Raw genomic sequence first — 20,916 nt, 5'->3', positions numbered from 1 at the left:
TCCTATTATCTATGTTTTAGTTGTTACGTAACATATCAAAACCAAGCGATACTCAATGGGATTATTATGAAAGACATTTCGATCACGACCCTAACAGACATGACAATAGGGTTAGCAAGTGGCACTAGTGACCAAGATCGCTTCAACCATCTCATTGATGTTATTCGCAAAGCCATTCATTGTGACTCTGTCGCTTTGCTCTCTCTTCATGGCGACACACTCAACCCAATTGCTATCCAAGGCCTGACAAGAGATACATTAGGTAGGCGTTTTAAAATTGATGACCATCCGCGCTTCGTTGAAATTTGCCGCTCCAAGACCGCAGTTAAGTTTGACGACCACTGTGATCTCCCTGACCCGTTTGATAACTTACTTGTGGATCATGAAGGTGACCTACCTATGCACTCGTGCATGGGTCTACCACTGATATATTCCGACAAGTTGCTGGGAATACTGACATTGGACAGCCTTACTCCGGGCGCCTTTGATGCAATCCCAAATAGAAGCTTGGATGCACTTGCTGCCATCGCAGCGTCAACCCTTAAAGTCGCAATGACAGTCAGCCAGCTTGAGCATCAAGCAAAACAGATCCAACAACGCTTCGAGGAACTTAACGAAGAAGCTTGGGATAGAGACGGTGCTGAAATGGTGGGTGATAGCACTGCGATGAAAACACTCAAAGCGGATCTCGAAGTTGTTGCTCCGTCAAACTTCAATATATTGATCAATGGCGAAACAGGCGTTGGTAAAGAACTGGTTGCAAGGAGTATCCACCACCTTTCACCGCGCAAGAAACAGCCGCTTGTGTATGTAAACTGTGCTGCTATTCCTGAGAACCTTGTTGAGAGTGAACTTTTCGGCCATGTTAAAGGCGCTTTCACCGGAGCAGAAAAAACTCGTTCAGGTAAGTTTGCGTTGGCCAATGGAGGCACTCTTTTTTTGGACGAAATTGGCGAATTGCCTCTTGCCGCTCAAAGTAAAATTTTAAGAGCGCTTCAGAACAATGAAATACAACCTGTAGGCCAAGACAATGTTGAAAATATCGATGTGAGAGTACTGGCGGCAACCAACCGAGACCTCAAAGAAGAAGTGAATGAGGGCCGTTTTCGCTCAGACTTGTATCACAGGTTAAGTGTCTATCCAATTACAGTTCCTGCGCTGCGTGATAGGGAAGACGATATCCTCTTACTCTCAGGTTATTTTCTTGAACATGCAAGGCGTAAACTGGGCATTGTCCAAATAAAGTTGAATAGCCCCGCGCAAAAGTTGCTTTCACTTTACAATTGGCCGGGCAATGTACGCGAACTTGAACACGTTATTAATCGCGCTGCACTCAAAGCGCGGGCACGATGTGCTCAAAATAAACTCATCGTCGTATCAACCGAAGATCTTGGAGAACTGCGCCCCATCTCTAGCAAACATGACACGGTCGAAGAACCTACCGCTTCAAGCACCACGGTCAGTGTTACTCACAATAACCTCGGGCTCAAAGAATCGACTGAAGAATACCAAAGGCAGATCATTATCCACTCTTTAACCCAAGCTAACTTCAACTGGGCAAAAGCGGCTCGCGAATTGAAAACAGATCGAGCCAATCTTACGCGACTTGCAAAAAGGCTGGGTATTGAAGTGAGTAAAAAACACCAACTTAGCATTAGTTAAGTTTTTACAATGATCACATCTCAGTTAGAATGCGTATTTTTAAACTAAAAAATCAATCAGTGCAGGAATATTATGAAAGTTATTCGTTGGCTACTTGGGCGCCTAATACTTGTTCTTAATTTTGTGTTCTCCCCAAAGGGCGTCAAACGTTCCGAAAGCGAGCAAGCCAAGTTGGATCGCAAAGCCGCAACAATGACATTGTACCAGTTCGAAGCTTGTCCATTTTGTGTCAAAGTTCGCCGAGCAATGAAACGTCAATCGATCAAAATAGAGTTACGTGACGCAAAAAACAACCCAACTCACCGCGATGAATTGGAACAAGGTGGTGGTAAAATCAAAGTGCCTTGTCTAAAAATAGAGAAAGAAGGTCAAGTGACATGGATGTATGAGTCATCTGACATTGTTAACTACTTGGAAAAAGAATTCGCCTAGAAAGGAAGCAGTCTATGTCATTCATTACATTTAACATTGAGCAGATCAAAGCGATCGTCTTTGACTTGGACAACACTTTGGTAACGTCTGACATTGACTTCACTGAGCTCAGAAAACAGATCGGCTGTTCTCATGACGATGATGTACTGAGTTATGTAGAGCAACTCAAGTGCGACGAGCGTAAACTGCTTGCAAATAAACTAATACTTGAACACGAGATCGAAGATGCGCGTCATTCAGATACCTTGCCCGGCTGTCACTCACTGATCCAGTTTATTCATAGCAACAACATGAAAACGGCGATAATAACTAGGAACTGCGAGCAAGCAGCAAAAACCAAAGCAGAGCACAACAAGCTTAACATTCCCACAATTATCAGTAGAGAGCATTTTCCACCAAAACCAGCTCCTGACTCACTGTTCTCTTTAGCACAGCAATGGAATCTCAAAACACACCAGATTTTATATGTTGGTGATTATATCTACGACCTCCAGGCTGCGTTCAATGCTTCAATGCCCTCTTGCCTAGTGACACATGGTGAGGAAAAGTTGTATAGTTCGTCAGCATCACTCGTTGTTGAGCACCTTCACGATATCGAACAACTCTTTGATACACATTATTACTCTGAGACGAGCCGAGCGAGCTAAACCTCGCTCTCCAGACGAAAGCGCTGCGCATTCTATGTAGGCACAGCATTGGTACCGAACGTAGTGAAAAGGAAACCGTAGCTGCCCCTACAAACCTCTTCGAACGACGTCTAACCGTTCATTCAAGCTCACAATATGAATACACATGACAAAACACCACCCTTATCTTTGGGTAAACAACTATTTAACATGACATGGCCAATGATGTTTGGCATGTTCTCTATGATGAGTTTTCAATTAGTTGACAGCGCATTTATTGGACAACTTGGTGTACTACCTTTGGCAACTCAGGGCTTCACACTACCAATCCAAATGATTCTCATCGGTGTCCAAGTTGGTTTGGGAATAGCAACCACTGCTGTGATTGCAAAGGCACTTGGTGCCGGAAAAGTATTTTTCGCTAAACAACTTGGAGGATTAGTCCTGGTGATGGGCGCTCTGGGTGTCGGTGTATTTGGTCTGCTTCTCTACTTATCCCGAACGCTACTTCTTGATTTACTCAATGCCCCTCAGGAAGTATTTATTATTGTTGATACCTACTGGTTATATTGGCTATTCAGCGCTTGGGTTGGTGCTATTTTGTATTTCCTCTACAGCATTTCCCGTGCAAACGGTAACACACTGCTACCGGGAAGTATCATGGTCACAACAAGTCTCACGAATTTAGTTTTAGACCCTATTTTTATCTTTACCCTTGATATGGGGATTAATGGTGCTGCAATAGCAACTATTATCTCTTTTATCATTGGTATCATTATGATATCGCCCAAATTAGTCACGCGACAATGGGTAACATTTAATTGGCAAACACTGAATCTATTACAAAGTGTGCGCTCTTTAATAAGCATCATGGGACCAGCCATGGTAAGCCAGCTTCTACCTCCGCTATCATCAATGCTCGCCACCAAACTAATTGCTGGATTTGGAACAGCAGCAGTTGCAGCATGGGCTCTCGGCTCCCGCTTCGAGTTCTTTGTTATTATCGCGGTTCTTGCTCTCACAATGTCACTTCCTCCTATGATCGGAAAATTACTGGGAGCAAAAAAATACACAGAGATTCGTAAACTGGTTGAAATGGCATGTAAATTTGTTTTATTACTTCAATTCGGTATTGCCTGTTTATCGCTTTTTGCATCACAATACTTAACGCCATTAATGACCAGTGATTCGGCTGTTGAAAGTATTTTGCATTTGCACTTAAGCATTGTTCCTTTTAGCTTGGGCCCATTAGGAATCTGTATGATCATGGTATCGACGTTCAATGCTCTTGGAAGATCTTATTATGCGCTCATGATCTCTATCTTGCGCCTGTTTGTGTTTTTCTTGCCGTGTTTATGGGTAGGACAGTATTTTTCCGGAATCGTTGGTATATTTTGGGGCGCTTTTTTTGGCAATATTCTCGCTGGTGTCTCATCTTGGCTCGCCTATCAATCACTCATTCGAGCAATTGAGTGTGAAACTGTGGTATAGGGTTACTCAGAGTCAAAAACGATGGCTACAACATCAATCAACCGTACATGATATTTTTTAGAAATAGAGCCCATGGACCATAAAAAGCATTACCCAATTCAAGGAGCAGCATGGATGCTAAGCGCAGGCTTAACCTTTGCTGTCGTCAATAGCTTAGTGCAAATCGCAAGTATCAACTTTGGCTTATCTTCAACATCAGTGGCTTTGATTCAGTATGCGATTGCATTGATTGTGATCATCCCTTATTTAACATCATTGGGCATTCGAGAGTCATTAAAAACTGACCACCTCCTACTGCACATTATTAGGGTTTTTCTTGCTGTAATCGGCATTCAGCTATGGCTTTGGGCACTGGCTTACCCCGTCCCCATTTGGCAAGGAATTGCGCTACTAATGACGTCGCCTTTGTTTGCAACTATTGGCTCTGGTCTTTTTTTAAAAGAAAAGGTCGGACTGGCAAGGTGGGGAGCGACCATCAGTGGCTTTATCGGCGCAATGATCATCCTTGAACCTTGGACTGATAATTTTAGCTGGGCTACTTTGTTACCCATTGGCGCTGCATTCTTTTGGGCTTGCTATGCTCTAATGGTAAAAAAGCTGTCAACACAGGATTCTCCATCGACTATGTTGGTCTACCTTCTGCTGCTGATTACTCCCTTTAATCTATTGCTCGCAATTCCAGAATGGCAAACCCCCATCGGTCTTAATATATGGGGAATATTAATTGTTGCAGGTATTTTGACAGCTATAGCGCAATGGGCAGTCGTCAAAGCCTACTCAGTTGCTGATGCTTCCTTTATCCAGCCGTTCGACCATGCAAAGCTCCCACTAAATGTGCTGGCAGGCTGGTTCGTCTTCGGCTGGGTACCTCCCGGGAAGTTGTGGCTTGGCGCTGGAATCATCATTGCCTCAGTCGCTTTCATTACCCGATGGGAAAGTAGAAACCTTGATCAAAGTGAAAGAAATCTCACCGAAAGCCGTTCTAATGAGTCATAAGTTTATAAAGGAGATAACTCTATGACAGAATCAATAAAAGTCACGCTTTATCGATGGGCTGGCAGTTGGGGACCATTTAAGGTAAATATTCCTTGTGGTGAATGTACTCTTACCAAGGACATTCTAGAAGACACATTCAACACTGAACTCAATGGAATTCCGATAGAGCTTGAAGTAAAAGACTGGCTCTCCAACTGGTGGGAGCCACTTAAAAAAGGAGCTTGGCATGCTCCTATTGTCATGGTGGGAGAGAATGTCATTAGTCAAGGGGAAGCGCTAAATAGAGGGGTTTTGATTCAATCCATCATAAAAGAGTGGGTTAAAAAAGATACGCTGAAAGGGAATATTGTCTACGGGAAATCCACGTGCCCACACTGCGTCAAAGCAAAACAGCTTCTTGATGAAGAGAACATCAGCTATCAATATTTTGATGTTGTAAAAGATGCCGCAGCACTTTATCGCATGATCCCAGAAGTAAAAGCGATCATAGGGGAAAAGACGCCTGTTACTGTTCCTCAGATTTGGCTAGATGGTCAGTATATCGGTGGGGCTGATAAGCTCTCTAACTATATTGAAGAACAAAAACTCAAGAAAACACCCGACAATGTCGTCTCTCTTTAATTCAACTCAAAAGGATGTAACAGAGTCCCTGAATACATCCTCTTTTCCCTAACTTCGTTTCGGCTGCTTGTAAGTTTTCCCAGCAGTTTGGTATATATCTTTGCCTTTTATCTCAAACATCACTTCAAAAAACCAAGCAACAAACAGTATGAGGTCATCCCCCTCATCCATAATATGTTCAACAAATTCTTGCTGTTCTCCTTCATCATTCTCATGAAGTGATATGTGGTAAATGCGTTTTTTCCCATCCACTTCTGCTGCCGAGAATTGTCCAACCAAGGATCGGGCTGCTTCGGCGATCTCAAGATCTTCGCTAGATTGCAACATATCTAGCGCAAGAGGAAGGCTATTTTGTTCACATAAAGTTTTAATGAAAACTTCAAATGCTTTTTGTTCCATTGATATACTCTCAGAATAATTCTCCGACACATTGTATCTTCTCCCTCCTATCAAGCAAACTCTTGTTCAGTTTTTTGTCTCGCTCTAGAGCTGTACAAAGAAAAAAGCATTACAGTAGAAGCCAACACGTACAAAACACCTAAAGCTGGTTGGCTATAAACTAGGTATTTAACTATTCCAGCCCCTACCACTCCCGCCAGAAACATTTGTACCGCACCAGAAAAAGCAGAGATAACGCCTGCTTGATTCTTATTTTTTGCAAGTAACATACTTAAAGAAAGCGGGAATGCAATTCCCTGAGCAATCGCCAGCATAGTGTATGAAACAATTAAATTAGTGATTGAAAACTTGGAAATGACAAGCCAAAAGCCCGAAAATAAAATGATCACGCAGGATAAAAACAATAACCTTTTTTGATCTAGATATAGATTAAGTACATTTAGCGCGATGCCACCCAATAAAAGCCCCACTGAAGGTATAATCATGACAGTGCCATATTGCATAGCCGATAGGCCCAAATCATGCTGTAAAAGAAACGGCATCACAGACAATGAAACAACACTTGCAAGATAATTGATCCAGTTAAAGCTCGCACTTGTTACCACCTCCCTATTTAGTAGTAACTTACTGTATGTTTTAACCATCAAGTAAGGATGAGGAACCTGTTTTTTCTGGCTGAGAGTCTCTGGAAGCGCAAAATAACCTAATATGAAAATTGCCGTGAGATAAATGACAACAAATAAAAATATACTTTCCCAACCTAGATAGAAAGTTAGCCATCCTCCGAGTATTGGTGCAACAATGGGGACTATAGAGGCCGTTACTGAAATTAATGAAAGTGCTTTAACCAGTTGCTCTCCATCATAGCTATCACTAAGAATACTTCGGCCTAACACCGATGAACTACCGGCCCCTAAGCCTTGAATTAACCTGCCAATGATAAGAACATCGATGTTGTGAATAAAAATAATGCAGAGCAATGTGCCGAGTAAATAAATGCTTTGGCCTATGATAAATACTGGCTTGCGACCAATGGCATCGGATAGCGGACCATAAATCAGCTGAGACAAGCCAAAGCCCACCAGAAATATGGTCACTAAAGTCTGCACTTCTGCTGAGGACACATCCAGACTTTTGCTCATCATCGGCAAGCCAGGTAAGTAAATACTGACTCCTACTTGACCTGTGATGATCACCATCATAGCCAGAAACATGGGCATTTTTTTCATCTTGATGTCTCCTCAAAAACGACTAATACAGTTTAAGAGGAATTAATAAAAATGATAATATACCAAAATTGAAAGGGATTAGTTCCCAACTGGAAGCAATCAGGAGATTCTGATGGACTGGATATTAAGTGTCAAAAGTTATGTAAATGTAGTTGATGAAGGCAGTTTTAATGGGGCTGCCCGGAGAATGAACACCACCAGTTCTGCTATCAGCAAGCGAATTCATTGGCTCGAAGAAAAAATTGGGGTACAACTGTTGAAGCGAACCACCCGTTCGGTAATACAAACTGAGGAAGGTGCATTATTTTATCAGCGTGCTCGAGCACAATTAGATGACTGGCAATCGATCATTGATGAAACACGCTCAGTTTCACAAACACCAGCTGGGGTTTTAAAGATCGGTACAACCCTGACAATAGGCTCAAAATTCCTTGTTCAATATTTGAATGATTTTCTACAAGCCTACCCAGATATAAGAATTCATCTCGTCACAACGCCACCCGGTGAACTGCCGAGTTTAACGTTGGATCTCTTTATCAGTAGAGAAATCGAACAACTCAATTCACTAAGCTTCAAAGCGACACCGTTATTCAAGCAAAAAGTCGGATTTTATGCCTCTCCCGAATATGTAAAATTACACGGCGAACCAAAAAGCCATGAGGAACTTTCCGCTCACAAATTACTTATTTGGGGAGAAACGATTCAAAGAGAAATATCGCTAATTTCAGGTGAGAAAATACTTCTTAACGGTAACTTTGTTACAACCAACCCAGAGGCACTTTTCCATGCAGCAAAATCAGGTATGGGGTTACTGCTGAGCAATGATGCTATGATAATAGAGGACATCAAGGCGGGTAAACTAATCAGGATACTTCCTGACATAACCGTGGATGAATCGACAGTTTATGCTTATTACCCCAAACTTGACTATCAACACACGCGCACTAAGCTTTTCCTTGATTACCTTCAAACACGGCTCGCTAAGCAAAATTAAACAACTCGTTCTAAAATAAGTTTGCATTTATATGCATCAAAGTCCATATTTGTAAAGTAACGTTAAGACTATAAGTGGCATGAGTCACGAATAACAGTGAGTTACTCGTCATGGCTAGGACAACATCACAAATAGAGTCGCTGACTCTAGAGGCGCTTAATGGCCTCCTCAGCTCTACTGAAAAAGAGCTACTACAAAAAGCAGTCTCAAATCTCCACAGCTGTACTCAGTCTAGCTGTACGAGCGTTATTGAGATTGACCCAACAACAGCGTGCGTAACACTTCTTGCAAGCTCGGACGTAAAAATTGGGGCACAGCAAAGTCAACTAGTGCCCGTTAGTCGTCAAAAGGGCCAGTTTGAAATAGAAGAAAGTCGTGAATTTGCTACTGGCAAGTTATGTTTTTTGACATCAAAAAACACCCCACCTTTCCTCAATAATGATCGAATTCAAGCCTATATAGCAATACCTATAAAGTCCACTGACCAGCATACGTTAGGTCTTATTTTATCAACATTTTCATCATCAATGACGACTAAGCAGAATCAAAATGTAGTTAACCAACACCACCTCTATGCTCAAATTATTGCAAATAATCTGAGAGTAAAATGGCTCTCCGTTCTTTCCAAAGACCTCAATGCTAAACTGAGCTATGAGACCTCTCATGACAAGCTTACTGGTTTATTCAATCGTATCTCACTCTCAGAAAAGCTTGAACAACTCACCGAGAAAAACCACTTTACACTGGCCTATGTGGATATAGAAAAATTTAAATACATAAATGATTTATATGGAAATTACATCGGTGACCAAGTAATAAAATTCGTCGCAGAGACGATACAAAACACTATTGAAGACAAAAACCTAGCGTTTAGGATAGCTGGCGATGAATTTGCCTTCATCACATTCTCCAAAAATCCAATAACACTCTGCAACCGAATATTGAAAAGTTTCAAATCCGGATATAAGGATCCTGCTCATAATATAAAATTCAATATTAAAATTGGTCTCGCTGGTAACAGTCATCACCGTTCGACTGCGGAACAACTTATTCACAATGCAAGCCTTGCTCTCAAAGACTGCAAGCAATCACGCTACCTCAATGTACAATGCTATGATACGCATTTGAGTAAACAGTATTATCGGCGAGCATTAGTTATTGACTCACTCAGAAATGAGTTAGCCAAAGAGATTATGGAAGACAGCGAAATCTACGTTGTATTACAACCTATCGTCGGTAAACCCGATAAGCAGTGGGATTATTTCGAAGTGCTTGCGCGCTGGGAGAGCTCCACCTTAGGCCCCATCTCTCCTGTAGAATTTATCGAAGCTGCAGAACAGTCTGGACTGATCGTCGAGCTAGGTGAACATATTATAAAACTGGCATGTAAAGCAAAACTCAAACTACAAACAGAACTGGGCAGAAAGATTAAACTGAGTATTAACTGCTCAGCTCATGAGCTCAATAGGTCCAACCAATACCTCCAGTCTTTTCTCAACGCTCTCAAACCCTATAACTTCGCTCCTGAGGACTTTACTATTGAGCTCACTGAGACGGTGTTACTTTCTCAAACTGAAGAAATTCAAAGAGTTTTAACTAAGTTACGTCTTATTGGTTTTAAAATTGCGTTGGACGATTTCGGTACTGGTTACTCGAGCTTGAACTACATACATAGGTACCCAATAGACTGCATCAAAATTGATGCAACTTTCATTAAAAATATGCATGGCAGTCGCTCGGCAGAAAGAGTGGTTTGGCTGATTATACAACTTGCTAAACAACTCAATGTTGCATTGGTAGCAGAGGGTGTAGAAGATAAGGTAACCCTTGATAAACTTTATAAGATGGGTTGTAACCGAATTCAGGGGTACTTTTTTTCACAACCGAAGATAGCAGAAGAAATAATAAGATTACAAAAAGAAAAGATTGGTCATTTGCGTAACAACATAGTCCATGTACAAGATTAAAAGGGCAGATCAAGCTGCATGATAATATCCCCTGAATAGTCTTCATGCCAACGATAGTCCAAACGAACTCTTGCCGCACCCACCTCAGATTTCCCGAGGCCAACACTCACCTGAATACCATAATCTTCAATAATTGCGCTCAACTCATTACTGTCCGAGCTCTCATCATAAAGCCAAAACCCGATACCAAAATGACTAAAAGAGAGACTGTGTGACAATAGTGGGTCTACTTGCTGTTCCGACTGCCAGCCCAACCAATAAGATGGTTCCGCCAACCCTCCGTTAGGAAATTGATATACGCGATCAGCATACATAAGCTCATTGGTTTTACTATTTAATTGCGGTTGGTGGCACTGTTGCATAAGCATATGATATTGAGAGTTATCATCGTTGGTGGAGAATCTATGAGAGTCACAGCTTACGTCAGGAGCTAGTAACGCCAAGCTAAATAGCACATCCTCTTTCAACATAGGGCACCCCGACGTAAAACCATGTTACCTTTAAGTATAATATGATTTTTCAACAAGCATCTGACAAACTTTCTCGGTTACTAAACTCGAAATATCATTCTGTTTCTTAAGACCATTCCTTATATCCGTACTTCGAACCGAGATTTTGTCTGGACAGCACAATAGTGACCACCTTTTCACTATATCGTCAGCCTTATAGAACTTATTAAATTTAAATAAGTTGTCTGGACCTATAACGAAAGTCAGCGTCGAATTTCCGTAGTCTTGCTCCAATTGAGCCAAAACCTCAAAAGTCGTGACCGGCTCTCCGCTTTGCTTATATAGTTCCTCTTCAACCGTTGAGCGGACCAAATTGCTAAGATTGAGATCTTGAATAAATGCATCAACTAACTCACACCTTAAATCATAATCAAGCATTTGTTTGCCCCAAGCGTGAGATATACTGGGAAGCAATAGGACTTGGTCAAAGTGAGTAAGGCTATCAATGACACTCTTATGCCCAACACTAGGCGGATTAAAAGCACTACCAAAAACTGCTATTTTGCTCATAATTATCAAAACTCTCGTATGAAAACGTTAATCTTCATTTTCTGAAACCCTATTTGCGGTATGATATAGCTAATTTAAACAGTAGCCTAACCTTATCGGTCAAGGTTTTGCAATCAACACCCTTGAAGTTTACGCAAATGCGTATCAAGCATGGGAAGGAAACACACAATGGAACAGTTAATTCGCGACGAAATGCGCGTTCTCCCCTCAATTGACCCAAAATTTGAAATAGCAAGACGTGTCGACTTTATAAAACAAACACTTCTTACGTCAGGTTGTAAGAGTCTCGTTCTAGGAATCAGTGGTGGTGTTGACTCTACAACTTGTGGGAGACTCGCCCAGCTCGCTGTTAATGAATTAAATGAGAGCGCAGATTCTGAATATCAATTCATTGCGGTTCGCTTGCCCTATGGAGAGCAAAAAGACGAAGAAGAAGCTCAAATCGCTCTTAAGTTTATACAGCCCACACACTCAATTTCTGTCAACATAAAAGACGGTGTAGATGGACTGCACCGTGCCAGTAATGACGCTCTCGAAGCAAATGGCTTGCTCCAGATAGACAAATCTAAAATCGACTTTGTCAAAGGTAACGTAAAAGCTCGTTCTCGAATGATAGCGCAATATGAAATCGCAGGGTATGTCGGAGGACTTGTTCTTGGTACTGACCACTCTGCAGAAAACATTACTGGTTTTTATACAAAGTTCGGTGACGGTGCGTGTGACTTAGCCCCTCTTTTTGGACTAAATAAAAGACAGGTCCGTCAAGTAGCTTCGGAGCTAGGCGCTCCAGATTTGCTCGTCAATAAAACACCGACCGCCGATCTAGAAGAGCTAGTGCCTCAAAAAGCAGATGAAGACGCACTTAGTGTAACTTATGATCAGATCGATGATTTCTTAGAGGGGCGGCCAGTAGCAAAGGACGTAACCCAAAAACTTATCGACATATATCAGGCAACACAGCATAAACGCAAACCAATACCCACTATTTACGACTAATTACCCGTATTGCGAAGTTATGGAGGATGACAGCCTTTGGCTTAATTCCTCTGTAACACTTGTAATTCTGCATATATTCATATTCTTTACTAAATATTGACCAAACATACTAGATACCGAAGAGACTTTTCACTAGACTAGAGCGTAAATTGTGATTGACTATCACAGTGGAGCGAGTTTGGCTTACCCACCCTCTCTGTTATTCACCGAGTGTTATTTAGCGTAATTTAATATGGAACAAGATAAATTTACCAATATTTATCGCTTACCGACGGCTATACAAATCCGCATTGGAAAGTGGCAACAGACTTTTAACGGTACGTCTGATCTAATTATGCACAAAGCCATTGAGGTAAGAAATAAACAGTACAAAAAGCCTAATTTCTTTCCAACTGGCTGGACAGTACAATTATTTGATAAAGAGGATATTTCTATAACCCATCATGGCAAATATATACAAACTGCAATGCGCACAATGATGGACAGAAAAGTGTCTTACAAACGTATTTATCTCTCACGCTTACCACTCGAAGAAGCAGAGCCTGGGCTATTAGCTTATAAAGAAGAATTTATTTCAAAGCATAATAGAGTCGCCAGAAAATACAACCAAATCAAAAAGAAACAGTTTATTAGATATGCTATGGAGGAAGCGGAAACTCTATATCCATCGCTTCCTAAAACTGAATTCGATGTCGCTCTTTGGAATAAACTGGTTGTTTCTGAACTTGGCAACCCTAAGAAATATAAAAACCCTTACTTTGTAAAGCACTCAAGTGTTTAGTTTTTCAAGACGCAGTTTATCTGCGCCATATTGAGTTTTTAACTTATATAAGTAAGTCGTATAAATACAGAATTATTGCTTCTAATAAAGATAGAAATAGGCCAGTGATAGGTTATAAAAGCCAAGTTTATTACGGCTCATCCGTAAGTATACGATTTAGCTTAATTTAGATGACTAAATCTTCAAACCGTTGTCTTGTCTGAAGGCAATTCATTCACGCTAAGCCCAGCATTTTGAGATGGCTTGGTTAAAGTAACCAAGCAAATAGCGAGAGCCGCCAAAATAAATCCAAATACAGCAGACCAATCAAGATGTTCATCGAATAAGATCCAAGCTTGAATTGCGGTAACTGGAGGAACAAGATAGAAAATGGAAGCAACGCTTTCAGCAGCACCATGCTTAACCATATATAGCAAAAGCAACACGGCACAGCATGACAGGCCAAAGACTAACCATGCTAATACCATCAATAGTTTAACATCCCATTGAACTGACATAGTTTCAAAGAGCAGAGCGTACGGGGCAAAAAAAACACTCGCAGCAATATACTGAATCAAAGTGCTCCACAAAATATCGGTACCTTGACAAAAATGCTTTTGATAAAGCGTGCCGAATGTAATTCCACACAAGGCTACAAGGCTCATGGCTACCGCAATTAACTTAGAGCCACTAGAGCCCCAGGCTAAATCTCCACTGAGTACAAATGCGATCCCCACTAAACCAATTAAAAGCCCGACCCATTGAGTAGGTTGTAATTTTTTCTTGTTACAGCCAACTAATACCAATGCCGTGAGAATAGGCTGAAGCCCAACTAATAAGGAAGCCAAACCCGCTGGCATATTCATTGATATTGCCATGAACGTCCCACCCAGATAACACCCATGAATCAATATACCAACAACACAAGAATGCAAAATCTGTTTTACATCCGGTGTGTTACGCTGAACAAGTAGAAGACAAAGTGTAAATACCAATGTAGTCGCGACCATTCTGATAAGAAGCAGAGTGGCAGGTTCGGCGTATGCAAGACCAAATCTGGCTCCTATAAAGCCCGAGGCCCATAACAGAACAAAAATGAATGGTATAATGCGAATTGCCATAGTTTTTCCCTAGAAATTTTTCTGTTAAGCCGTACTCTAATAGGTACAGAAAATCAGTTAAGATACAGAAATAGATGTTTTTAGGGGTACAGATTGGCGGAACAACAATGTAAATATACAAAAGTCATCGATTATATAAGGCAAGGAATCGATTCGCGGGTATGGCAACATGACGAGAAGCTGCCTTCTATTCGTCAACTAAGTCAGCAGTTAGGTGTAAGTAAAAATACAATCATAAGGGCTTATCACACGTTAGAAGCACGAGGTATTATCACTGCCAACGCACGTTCAGGCTACCGTGTTGTCTACCAAAAAATGAAGCCAAGCAATAACTCGATACCTCGTTCTATCAGCTTGCTCTCTATGTGTAAAGACGTACTTGCTAAACCATCACCCGAAGAACGTTTAAATTTAGGTACTGCACACCCAAACATATCGACACCTGCAATCAATAGTCTCTACGCTGAAATTGGACGTCACAGTAGACGCCAAACACACTCCCACAGCCATTATCAACTTCCTCCAGGTAATCAAGAACTCACTTATCAGTTCAAGAATCTCAGTAATGATCTTGGATTGACCGTTTCTCAACACGAAATTACGGTTACTCATGGAGCACAGCAAGGGATCAGCTTAGCATTAAGAGCGGTGACAAAGCCCGGGGATACTGTCATTGTGGAGTCACCATGTTACTTTGGAAACCTTCTCTTAATGGAGTCATTAGGGTTAAAGGTTATCGAGATAAGTAGTAGCCCTGTTACAGGTATTGATGTTAGTGCTGTAAGCAATGCGATCAACAAATGGGATGTTAGTGCTGTTCTTGTCACGCCCAATTTTATGAACCCCACAGGTGCGCAGATGCCTCTTAACGCACGAATAGAACTACTCCGCGTCAGTAACAATATACCCATTATCGAAGATGATGTTTTTGGTGCTCTTGGCTTCAATCAGCCGATACCTCCAATACACGCGTTAGATAGCAACAAACGTGTCATATACATCAACTCACTATCTAAAGTATTAGACTCACGACTCAGGATTGGTTGGGTTATTGCTGGTAGGTATCAAGAAGTGATTGAAAGACAGTTATTTTGTGACACCATGGGAAGTACGAACCTAATGCAATCAGCCGTCGCTGACTTCCTGAAAAGTGGACGGTATCGAAGCCACGTGAAAAAAATGAACCGCTACTATCAAAACGCAATGCAAACATTTTATGAAGAGCTAACCCAGCGCCTAGATAGAAGTCATTATCTGTATAAAAATTATCAGCTAACAGTTCCTACAGGCTCGTTTTTGCTATGGCTGGAATTACCAAAAGTTTTTGATGGTTTGGCTGCCTATCAACAGGCAAGAGAACAAAGGATAAGTATCTTGCCAGGCCATCTATTCGCAACATCTGGACAGTATAAACATTGCCTTAGGTTTTCCTGTTCAAACTACATGTTAAACTCGCACTGGAAAAGCGGCCTAGATCAATTAGTAGAGCTAATCGACGCGCAGCTGCGCGACTGACAATGCTAGTTATTGGAAACCTTTGTATGGCCTTTCTCTAAATGTAAGAAATCCACCAAGTCATCGCCCGAGACCTGATAAGCTTGACCAAAACCCTTCACGTATAATCCCTGTTCAGGAGTTAGATTAAACAAAATAAAGTCTTGAAGCTGGCTCAAGCCCTCGACAACTTCTCCAAAACGATCCTGCATCTGCTGAATGGTTCGCGACCATTGCTCAGAATCTCTTTCAACTACGACTGCAACGGCATCGAAAGTAAGACGTTTACGGGCAAAAATTTGTTGAGATTCATATTCATCTTCAATCATCATGATTGATACATGCGGATTGATTTTGAGATTTTGAGCATGTCGCGCGATTTCTGAAATCAAGATAAAATAGCCTTCCTGATTTTGCACATAGGGTGCATAGCTAACATTTGGTCGACCATCGGCACCCACCGTTGCTAACTGAAGAGTATTCCGTTGTTGGCGAAATTCTTTAATCTCGGGTTCCAACCTTCCCTGTAAACGCTCTTGCTTGACTTGTGAATCCACGATTTATCTCTCCTAATCTATCATTTCAAACTGTTTCGTTTGAGCTTTAAGCTGCCACTCTCTAAACAATTCGACTTGGGATGGTATAAGGTTTCGTTTCTTATCACGCCCCAAATATACTTTAAAGATGTTATTCCCCGACTCACAAAAAAATCCTATATAGTGGCTTTCACGCCCACGAAAAGGCTTACTTACCAAGGCAATATTTTTAATTCTATCGAGGCTCAAGTGTCCATTCAACTCTCCCTCTTTCCCCATCAGATTATAATAGCCATGGGCGACCTTCCCCTTAGGAAATGGGGCCTTCACTTCAAAAATAGAACCAAAGGAGTGCATGATTGTCATGACGGGTCCAAAGCCAACGAGTCGTTCAAAAATAGTCAGAGCGGCACCCCCGTCGAGAATCGCAACCATTGCCTTGGGCAGTGATGAAACAACTTGGTACTCTGAAATATTGAGACGAGTCGCCATCTCAGCGGGTAAAAGTGTCGGCTCCTGATCGAGTAAATCAGCTACCTGTTGTTTTATCGTTTCCATAAAAACTCGATTCTAGGTTGTTTGTCTATATATACGCCAGAGAAAATATAAAGTTGATCATAAATGCCCAAAGATGGTAATGCAAATGATAATTGATATTATTTGCATTATGATGGATAATCACCCCTAGGATGAAATCTGAGTCATTTACTAACAATATCATCAAAAGCAGTGGGGAATTTGGCTTTCAAAACAGATCCACTTTTTCTTCAGATGATAAAGGTTTCAAATGCGATTTTCCCTACGTTACCTAACAATCTAGTGAAAAGTGCTAAATCGAGCAAAGTTGATTTAGCAAGATGGCTCAAATTTTGTAAGTTGAGCGCAATGGTCAAGTAAATCAATATGAAAAAATTTTTCACCACTCTCACCTTTCTCCTGCTCGGTTTCTACATGCCCGTTAGTACCGCGAATGAAGGCATAATAAGTGCAGGGAGCTCGGTCACAGAACTTATTGTCGCTCTCGGGCAAGAAAAAAAGTTAGTTGCCATCGACCAAACCAGTCAAATATCTAATCCTGGAGCACTGCCATCAATTGGTTATCACCGCAGGCTTTCTGCTGAGGGGATGCTTGCACTAAATGCTGATCAACTTATTGGTTCAAATGAGATGGGCCCAGCCACAGCACTAAATCAATTGAGAGCTGCGGGAATGAAGGTCGAGGTTGTCAATACTGAACCCACAGCAGAAGGACTTCTACAGCGCATCGACCAAATTGCCAAGCTGACCAATGCTACCCAAAATGCTAAGCCACTAAAGAAGCAAGTCACTGACAAAATCAACCAGCTCAAACAAAGTCATTCTCAAATACCCAAAAAGAAGATTTTATTTCTTTTGATCCATCAAGGAAGGCCAGCGAATGTGGCAGGAGCAAATACAACACCAAATGCAATCATTGAGTTGGCTGGAGGAATTAACCCCGCAGCAGCAAGTATCGAATCCTACAAACCCATATCAACTGAAGCAATGGTAGAAATGCAACCTGATATTATCTTAATCAGTGGGCGCAGCAGCCAAGAAATGGGTGGCGCGGACTATGTATTGAAAAAAATGCCATTACTCGCAGCAACACCAGCCGGAAAAAACAAACAATTCATTGTGATTGATGGGCACGCACTTGTCGGCGGGCTTGGTTTGAAAAGCCTGTCGGAAGCATTTCGGATCAATAAGTTAATTCAATAGGTACAAGATGTTTTTCCGCAATCTATCCACTCGCTCGATTATTGGCTTTTTTTGCCTGCTTCTAGCCATTATTAGCATCAGCTCTATTACTGTTGGACCGATGAAGATAAGCGCCTTTGATAGTATTAATAGTCTGTTGCTAAATGGGAATAACGTTGCCCCACATATCGATATTGTTATTCACCAAATACGTCTACCAAGAACCTTTTTGTGCATGCTGATTGGTGCTATTTTAGCAATTTGTGGCACCGTCACTCAGGGGTTATTTAGAAACCCACTTGCCGAGCCCGGCATAATAGGCGTTTCTGCGGGCGCGATGCTGGGTGCTGGGTTTGCCATTGTTACCTTCACAAACTTAAACTTAGTTTCTGCTCAAGTGACCAGTCTCATCGCTCTACCTATGTTCGCGTTTATGGGCGGTGCTCTTACAACTTGGGTTGTCTACAGAATAGGCACCAGCAGGTTCGGCACATCGGTGAGTATTATGCTTTTGGCTGGCATTGCAATAACAATGTTAGCGGGAGCTGGCATAAACTCACTGAGCTTTTTTGCCGATGATCAGCAATTACGGGATATCTCTTTGTGGTCTATGGGCTCTCTTGCTGCAGCAGATTGGCCAAGTATCGGCCTATGCACAATAACTCTGATATTCCTCTTGTGGTATTTTCTTAATAATGCCGAGAGCTTAAATGCACTTTTACTCGGTGAAGCAGAGGCCAGTCACTTGGGGATCCCTGTCCAAAAACTCAAGCGATACTTGATATTGATGACTGCTTTTGGTGTTGGCATAAGTGTTAGCATTTCCGGTGTCATCGGCTTTATTGGACTAGTGATACCACACTTAGGAAGAATGATGTTTGGCCCAGATCACCGCAGGTTACTGCCTATTTCTGCTTTTCTTGGCGCCCTGCTTTTGACCTTAGCTGATATGCTATCTCGTATCGTTGTCGCCCCAGCCGAACTGCCTGTAGGCATTATTACCGCTCTAATGGGGGCGCCTTTCTTCATATATTTACTCTACAAACAGAAAGGAAGAATGACCTAATGTCTGGTACTGTATTATCTGTCAACGCCCTGTCTTATCACTATGGAAAAAGGTTGATACTTGACAACCTGAATATAGAAATGAAGGCTGGCGAAGTTACCGCATTATTGGGCCCCAATGGCGCAGGGAAAAGCACATTACTCAAGTTGTTATGTGGAGAGATTAGAAACAGTAACGAAATTTGTTACTTTGGACAGCATAAAGATAGCTGGCAACCTGAAAAGCTCGCAAGACATATTGCTATGCTTCCTCAGCACAGCACACTCAACTTTCCTTTTCTTGCGCGAGAGGTCGTCGAAATGGGGGCAATACCTCTAAAGATTACTAAAAACAAAACCCAATCACTAGCAAAAAAATATATGCAGTTGACAGATTGTGTTCACCTCAGCGAGCGACTTTACCCATCACTTTCAGGAGGAGAGAAACAGCGAGTCCATCTCGCTAGAGTACTAGTCCAGCTAGATAGCGCGCAGGAAAAAAAGATCCTCATGCTCGACGAACCTACGTCCGCTCTCGACCTTGCCCATCAACATAACACACTCAAAATAGCACGCAATTTAGCCAAAGAATCGAGCACAGCAGTGGTCATTGTGCTGCATGATCTTAATCTCGCTGCGCAATACGCAGATCGATTGATTGTCTTACATCAAGGAAAAATCACCTGTGATAGCTCTCCTTGGCAAGCATTAACTCCCCAAATGATTGAAGAAGTTTATGGTTATAAATCGATAGTCAATGCACATCCCACATTAGGGTTCCCAGTTGTTTACCCAGAACAATAACCAAAGTTTTACTCAAACTATAACAACCTTCGTCTCAGACCCGCTTTCTCAAGTACCCTAGTTGAAATTTCTTCTACTGAAAGCGAAGAAGTATTGATATAGGGAATCGCTTCACGTCGAAAAAGAGCTTCAACGGTTTGTAATTCGTGCAAACATTGTTCATTACTTGCGTAATCACTTCCTGCCAAACGGTTTTGTCTGATTTCCGTTAATCTCTGAGGATCGATAGTCAGGCCAAATAGCTTGTGACGATGAATCTCGAATTCGGGTAATAGCCGCAGACGCGATAGATCATCATCAATAAAAGGATAATTTACAACACGCAAGCCGAACTGCATCGCCATATATAAGCTAGTCGGTGTTTTACCGCTACGTGATACACCTAGCAAAATAATATCCGCCTTTTCCAAGCCTTTTAAGGTCACTCCATCGTCATGAGCAAGGGTATATTCAATCGCTGCAATACGATCAAAATATGTGTCGGAGTCTTTGCTTACACTGCGAGAGCGCTGCAATTGAGGTACTGGCGCGATTTGGATATCGGTTTCTACTTGCTGTACCAAGCTACCAAGGATATCGTAGCCATAACAATTTGACTGCAAGAGTGCCTCTTTCAACTCTGTAATGACCATGGAGAAGAAAACGAGCGGCTTTACTCCATTTTTAATAAATGAGATCTCAATTTCTCTTAACAAATCTTCGAGTTTTTCCTTCGATTCAACAAAAGGGAACGTTTTTTCATTGGCGTTAAAAGGAAATTGCCCTAGAACAACATGTCCAATTGTTTCACATGTGATTGCGGTGCCATCAGAAACATAGAACACATCACGACTTTGAATATCAATTTTCATTTTTTTTTAAAATTTAAAATTCTTTTGATTAAGATAACAGGCATAATAGCGATAATAAAACTCGGGTTGCTGTTACCGCCCCCACACCTTTGATAATTTGTTAAAAATTTTTGAAGGTTTAAGTAATCGTTTGCCCAAATCCCTACAAAACTGCA

22 protein-coding genes are annotated in these 20,916 nt (G+C 41.6%); 14 read left to right on the top strand and 8 right to left on the bottom strand.

Annotation, left to right across the window (positions count from 1 at the left end; genetic code table 11):
• Nucleotides 1-66: 66 nt before the first annotated feature.
• From norR to RH40_RS09435, 6 genes are all read left to right on the top strand, one after another.
• Nucleotides 67-1,662 (top strand): nitric oxide reductase transcriptional regulator NorR, encoded by a 1,596-nt coding sequence (norR, locus tag RH40_RS09460; RefSeq protein WP_009601241.1) that lies wholly within the window; start codon nucleotides 67-69, stop codon nucleotides 1,660-1,662.
• Between the two features lie 72 nt (nucleotides 1,663-1,734).
• Nucleotides 1,735-2,094 (top strand): glutaredoxin family protein, encoded by a 360-nt coding sequence (locus RH40_RS09455; RefSeq protein WP_009601240.1) that lies wholly within the window; start codon nucleotides 1,735-1,737, stop codon nucleotides 2,092-2,094.
• A gap of 14 nt (nucleotides 2,095-2,108) precedes the next feature.
• A complete protein-coding gene (locus RH40_RS09450) occupies nucleotides 2,109-2,741 on the top strand; it encodes an HAD family hydrolase (RefSeq protein ID WP_009601239.1) in 633 nt (210 codons plus the stop codon).
• A gap of 135 nt (nucleotides 2,742-2,876) precedes the next feature.
• Nucleotides 2,877-4,211 (top strand): MATE family efflux transporter, encoded by a 1,335-nt coding sequence (locus tag RH40_RS09445; protein ID WP_009601238.1) that lies wholly within the window; start codon nucleotides 2,877-2,879, stop codon nucleotides 4,209-4,211.
• A 72-nt stretch (nucleotides 4,212-4,283) separates the two neighbouring features.
• Nucleotides 4,284-5,207 carry a DMT family transporter gene (locus RH40_RS09440; protein WP_009601237.1) on the top strand — a complete coding sequence of 308 codons (924 nt, stop codon included), beginning with the start codon at nucleotides 4,284-4,286 and terminating at the stop codon, nucleotides 5,205-5,207.
• A 21-nt stretch (nucleotides 5,208-5,228) separates the two neighbouring features.
• Nucleotides 5,229-5,828, top strand: coding sequence for a glutaredoxin (locus RH40_RS09435; RefSeq protein WP_009601236.1), 600 nt, complete (start codon nucleotides 5,229-5,231; stop codon nucleotides 5,826-5,828).
• A gap of 48 nt (nucleotides 5,829-5,876) precedes the next feature.
• On the opposite strand, the gene RH40_RS09430 is transcribed toward RH40_RS09435, so the two are convergent.
• Together RH40_RS09430 and RH40_RS09425 are read right to left on the bottom strand one after the other, a co-directional pair.
• Nucleotides 5,877-6,227, bottom strand: coding sequence for a hypothetical protein (locus tag RH40_RS09430; RefSeq protein ID WP_009601235.1), 351 nt, complete (start codon nucleotides 6,225-6,227; stop codon nucleotides 5,877-5,879).
• Between the two features lie 50 nt (nucleotides 6,228-6,277).
• A complete protein-coding gene (locus tag RH40_RS09425) occupies nucleotides 6,278-7,456 on the bottom strand; it encodes a multidrug effflux MFS transporter (protein ID WP_009601234.1) in 1,179 nt (392 codons plus the stop codon).
• A 112-nt stretch (nucleotides 7,457-7,568) separates the two neighbouring features.
• On the opposite strand from RH40_RS09425, the gene RH40_RS09420 reads away from it, so the two are divergent.
• The gene (locus RH40_RS09420; protein ID WP_009601233.1) at nucleotides 7,569-8,450 is read left to right on the top strand and encodes a LysR family transcriptional regulator; all 882 of its coding nucleotides are present in this window, start codon (nucleotides 7,569-7,571) and stop codon (nucleotides 8,448-8,450) included.
• A 110-nt stretch (nucleotides 8,451-8,560) separates the two neighbouring features.
• Nucleotides 8,561-10,417, top strand: coding sequence for a putative bifunctional diguanylate cyclase/phosphodiesterase (locus RH40_RS09415; RefSeq protein WP_009601232.1), 1,857 nt, complete (start codon nucleotides 8,561-8,563; stop codon nucleotides 10,415-10,417).
• Here the strand turns inward: RH40_RS09415 and RH40_RS20050 are convergent.
• Together RH40_RS20050 and RH40_RS09405 are read right to left on the bottom strand one after the other, a co-directional pair.
• Entirely contained in the window at nucleotides 10,414-10,887 is a 474-nt protein-coding gene (locus RH40_RS20050; RefSeq protein ID WP_009601231.1) for a hypothetical protein, read from the bottom strand. The genes RH40_RS09415 and RH40_RS20050 overlap by 4 nt on opposite strands.
• Nucleotides 10,888-10,917: 30 nt before the next feature.
• Nucleotides 10,918-11,436, bottom strand: a complete 519-nt coding sequence (locus tag RH40_RS09405; RefSeq protein ID WP_009601230.1) for a nicotinate-nicotinamide nucleotide adenylyltransferase — start codon at nucleotides 11,434-11,436, stop codon at nucleotides 10,918-10,920.
• Nucleotides 11,437-11,604: 168 nt separating this feature from the next.
• On the opposite strand from RH40_RS09405, the gene nadE reads away from it, so the two are divergent.
• Together nadE and RH40_RS09395 are read left to right on the top strand one after the other, a co-directional pair.
• Entirely contained in the window at nucleotides 11,605-12,432 is an 828-nt protein-coding gene (gene nadE / locus RH40_RS09400; protein ID WP_009601229.1) for an NAD(+) synthase, read from the top strand.
• A 232-nt stretch (nucleotides 12,433-12,664) separates the two neighbouring features.
• Entirely contained in the window at nucleotides 12,665-13,213 is a 549-nt protein-coding gene (locus tag RH40_RS09395) for an MSHA operon transcriptional regulator (RefSeq protein ID WP_009601228.1), read from the top strand.
• Nucleotides 13,214-13,395: 182 nt separating this feature from the next.
• Here the strand turns inward: RH40_RS09395 and RH40_RS09390 are convergent, their stop codons facing one another.
• On the bottom strand, nucleotides 13,396-14,313 hold the full coding sequence (locus tag RH40_RS09390) for a DMT family transporter (RefSeq protein WP_009601227.1): 918 nt from the start codon (nucleotides 14,311-14,313) through the stop codon (nucleotides 13,396-13,398).
• Nucleotides 14,314-14,406: 93 nt separating this feature from the next.
• On the opposite strand from RH40_RS09390, the gene RH40_RS09385 reads away from it, so the two are divergent.
• Nucleotides 14,407-15,828 carry an aminotransferase-like domain-containing protein gene (locus RH40_RS09385; RefSeq protein WP_009601226.1) on the top strand — a complete coding sequence of 474 codons (1,422 nt, stop codon included), beginning with the start codon at nucleotides 14,407-14,409 and terminating at the stop codon, nucleotides 15,826-15,828.
• A 5-nt stretch (nucleotides 15,829-15,833) separates the two neighbouring features.
• Here RH40_RS09385 and hutZ read toward each other — a convergent pair whose 3' ends face one another.
• Together hutZ and hutX are read right to left on the bottom strand one after the other, a co-directional pair.
• Nucleotides 15,834-16,364 carry a heme utilization protein HutZ gene (hutZ, locus tag RH40_RS09380; RefSeq protein ID WP_009601225.1) on the bottom strand — a complete coding sequence of 177 codons (531 nt, stop codon included), beginning with the start codon at nucleotides 16,362-16,364 and terminating at the stop codon, nucleotides 15,834-15,836.
• A 12-nt stretch (nucleotides 16,365-16,376) separates the two neighbouring features.
• A complete protein-coding gene (gene hutX, locus RH40_RS09375; RefSeq protein WP_009601224.1) occupies nucleotides 16,377-16,901 on the bottom strand; it encodes a heme utilization cystosolic carrier protein HutX in 525 nt (174 codons plus the stop codon).
• 393 nt (nucleotides 16,902-17,294) lie between these two features.
• Here hutX and RH40_RS09370 point away from each other — a divergent pair, with 393 nt between their 5' ends.
• The 3 genes from RH40_RS09370 to RH40_RS09360 are packed head-to-tail and all read left to right on the top strand — an operon-like array spanning nucleotide 17,295 to nucleotide 19,910.
• Complete coding sequence (locus RH40_RS09370) at nucleotides 17,295-18,083, top strand: heme/hemin ABC transporter substrate-binding protein (RefSeq protein WP_422636335.1); 789 nt, start codon at nucleotides 17,295-17,297, stop codon at nucleotides 18,081-18,083.
• A gap of 7 nt (nucleotides 18,084-18,090) precedes the next feature.
• A complete protein-coding gene (locus RH40_RS09365; protein WP_009601222.1) occupies nucleotides 18,091-19,128 on the top strand; it encodes a FecCD family ABC transporter permease in 1,038 nt (345 codons plus the stop codon).
• Nucleotides 19,128-19,910 (top strand): heme ABC transporter ATP-binding protein, encoded by a 783-nt coding sequence (locus tag RH40_RS09360; RefSeq protein ID WP_009601221.1) that lies wholly within the window; start codon nucleotides 19,128-19,130, stop codon nucleotides 19,908-19,910. The genes RH40_RS09365 and RH40_RS09360 overlap by 1 nt, the downstream gene beginning before the upstream one ends.
• Before the next feature lie 17 nt (nucleotides 19,911-19,927).
• Here the strand turns inward: RH40_RS09360 and ppsR are convergent, their stop codons facing one another.
• Nucleotides 19,928-20,761, bottom strand: a complete 834-nt coding sequence (ppsR, locus tag RH40_RS09355) for a posphoenolpyruvate synthetase regulatory kinase/phosphorylase PpsR (protein ID WP_009601220.1) — start codon at nucleotides 20,759-20,761, stop codon at nucleotides 19,928-19,930.
• Between the last annotated feature and the right edge of the window lie 155 nt (nucleotides 20,762-20,916).

This window comes from Vibrio caribbeanicus ATCC BAA-2122, assembly GCF_000165125.1.
Classification (GTDB): domain Bacteria; phylum Pseudomonadota; class Gammaproteobacteria; order Enterobacterales; family Vibrionaceae; genus Vibrio; species Vibrio caribbeanicus.
The sequence above is the reverse complement of the archived record's forward strand: the minus strand, read 5'-3'. Positions and strand labels throughout refer to the sequence as shown.

Coding starts and splice junctions, on each gene's coding strand:
- RH40_RS09450 (WP_009601239.1), top strand. CDS start 2,109: ATGTCATTCATTACATTTAACATTGAGCAGATCAAAGCGATCGTCTTT.
- RH40_RS09390 (WP_009601227.1), bottom strand. CDS start 14,313: ATGGCAATTCGCATTATACCATTCATTTTTGTTCTGTTATGGGCCTCG.
- RH40_RS09455 (WP_009601240.1), top strand. CDS start 1,735: ATGAAAGTTATTCGTTGGCTACTTGGGCGCCTAATACTTGTTCTTAAT.
- RH40_RS09430 (WP_009601235.1), bottom strand. CDS start 6,227: ATGGAACAAAAAGCATTTGAAGTTTTCATTAAAACTTTATGTGAACAA.
- RH40_RS09395 (WP_009601228.1), top strand. CDS start 12,665: ATGGAACAAGATAAATTTACCAATATTTATCGCTTACCGACGGCTATA.
- hutX (WP_009601224.1), bottom strand. CDS start 16,901: ATGGAAACGATAAAACAACAGGTAGCTGATTTACTCGATCAGGAGCCG.
- RH40_RS09365 (WP_009601222.1), top strand. CDS start 18,091: ATGTTTTTCCGCAATCTATCCACTCGCTCGATTATTGGCTTTTTTTGC.
- RH40_RS09415 (WP_009601232.1), top strand. CDS start 8,561: ATGGCTAGGACAACATCACAAATAGAGTCGCTGACTCTAGAGGCGCTT.
- RH40_RS09440 (WP_009601237.1), top strand. CDS start 4,284: ATGGACCATAAAAAGCATTACCCAATTCAAGGAGCAGCATGGATGCTA.
- nadE (WP_009601229.1), top strand. CDS start 11,605: ATGGAACAGTTAATTCGCGACGAAATGCGCGTTCTCCCCTCAATTGAC.
- RH40_RS09360 (WP_009601221.1), top strand. CDS start 19,128: ATGTCTGGTACTGTATTATCTGTCAACGCCCTGTCTTATCACTATGGA.
- RH40_RS09445 (WP_009601238.1), top strand. CDS start 2,877: ATGAATACACATGACAAAACACCACCCTTATCTTTGGGTAAACAACTA.
- RH40_RS09405 (WP_009601230.1), bottom strand. CDS start 11,436: ATGAGCAAAATAGCAGTTTTTGGTAGTGCTTTTAATCCGCCTAGTGTT.
- RH40_RS09370 (WP_422636335.1), top strand. CDS start 17,295: ATGCCCGTTAGTACCGCGAATGAAGGCATAATAAGTGCAGGGAGCTCG.
- norR (WP_009601241.1), top strand. CDS start 67: ATGAAAGACATTTCGATCACGACCCTAACAGACATGACAATAGGGTTA.
- RH40_RS09435 (WP_009601236.1), top strand. CDS start 5,229: ATGACAGAATCAATAAAAGTCACGCTTTATCGATGGGCTGGCAGTTGG.
- ppsR (WP_009601220.1), bottom strand. CDS start 20,761: ATGAAAATTGATATTCAAAGTCGTGATGTGTTCTATGTTTCTGATGGC.
- RH40_RS20050 (WP_009601231.1), bottom strand. CDS start 10,887: ATGTTGAAAGAGGATGTGCTATTTAGCTTGGCGTTACTAGCTCCTGAC.
- RH40_RS09425 (WP_009601234.1), bottom strand. CDS start 7,456: ATGAAAAAAATGCCCATGTTTCTGGCTATGATGGTGATCATCACAGGT.
- RH40_RS09420 (WP_009601233.1), top strand. CDS start 7,569: ATGGACTGGATATTAAGTGTCAAAAGTTATGTAAATGTAGTTGATGAA.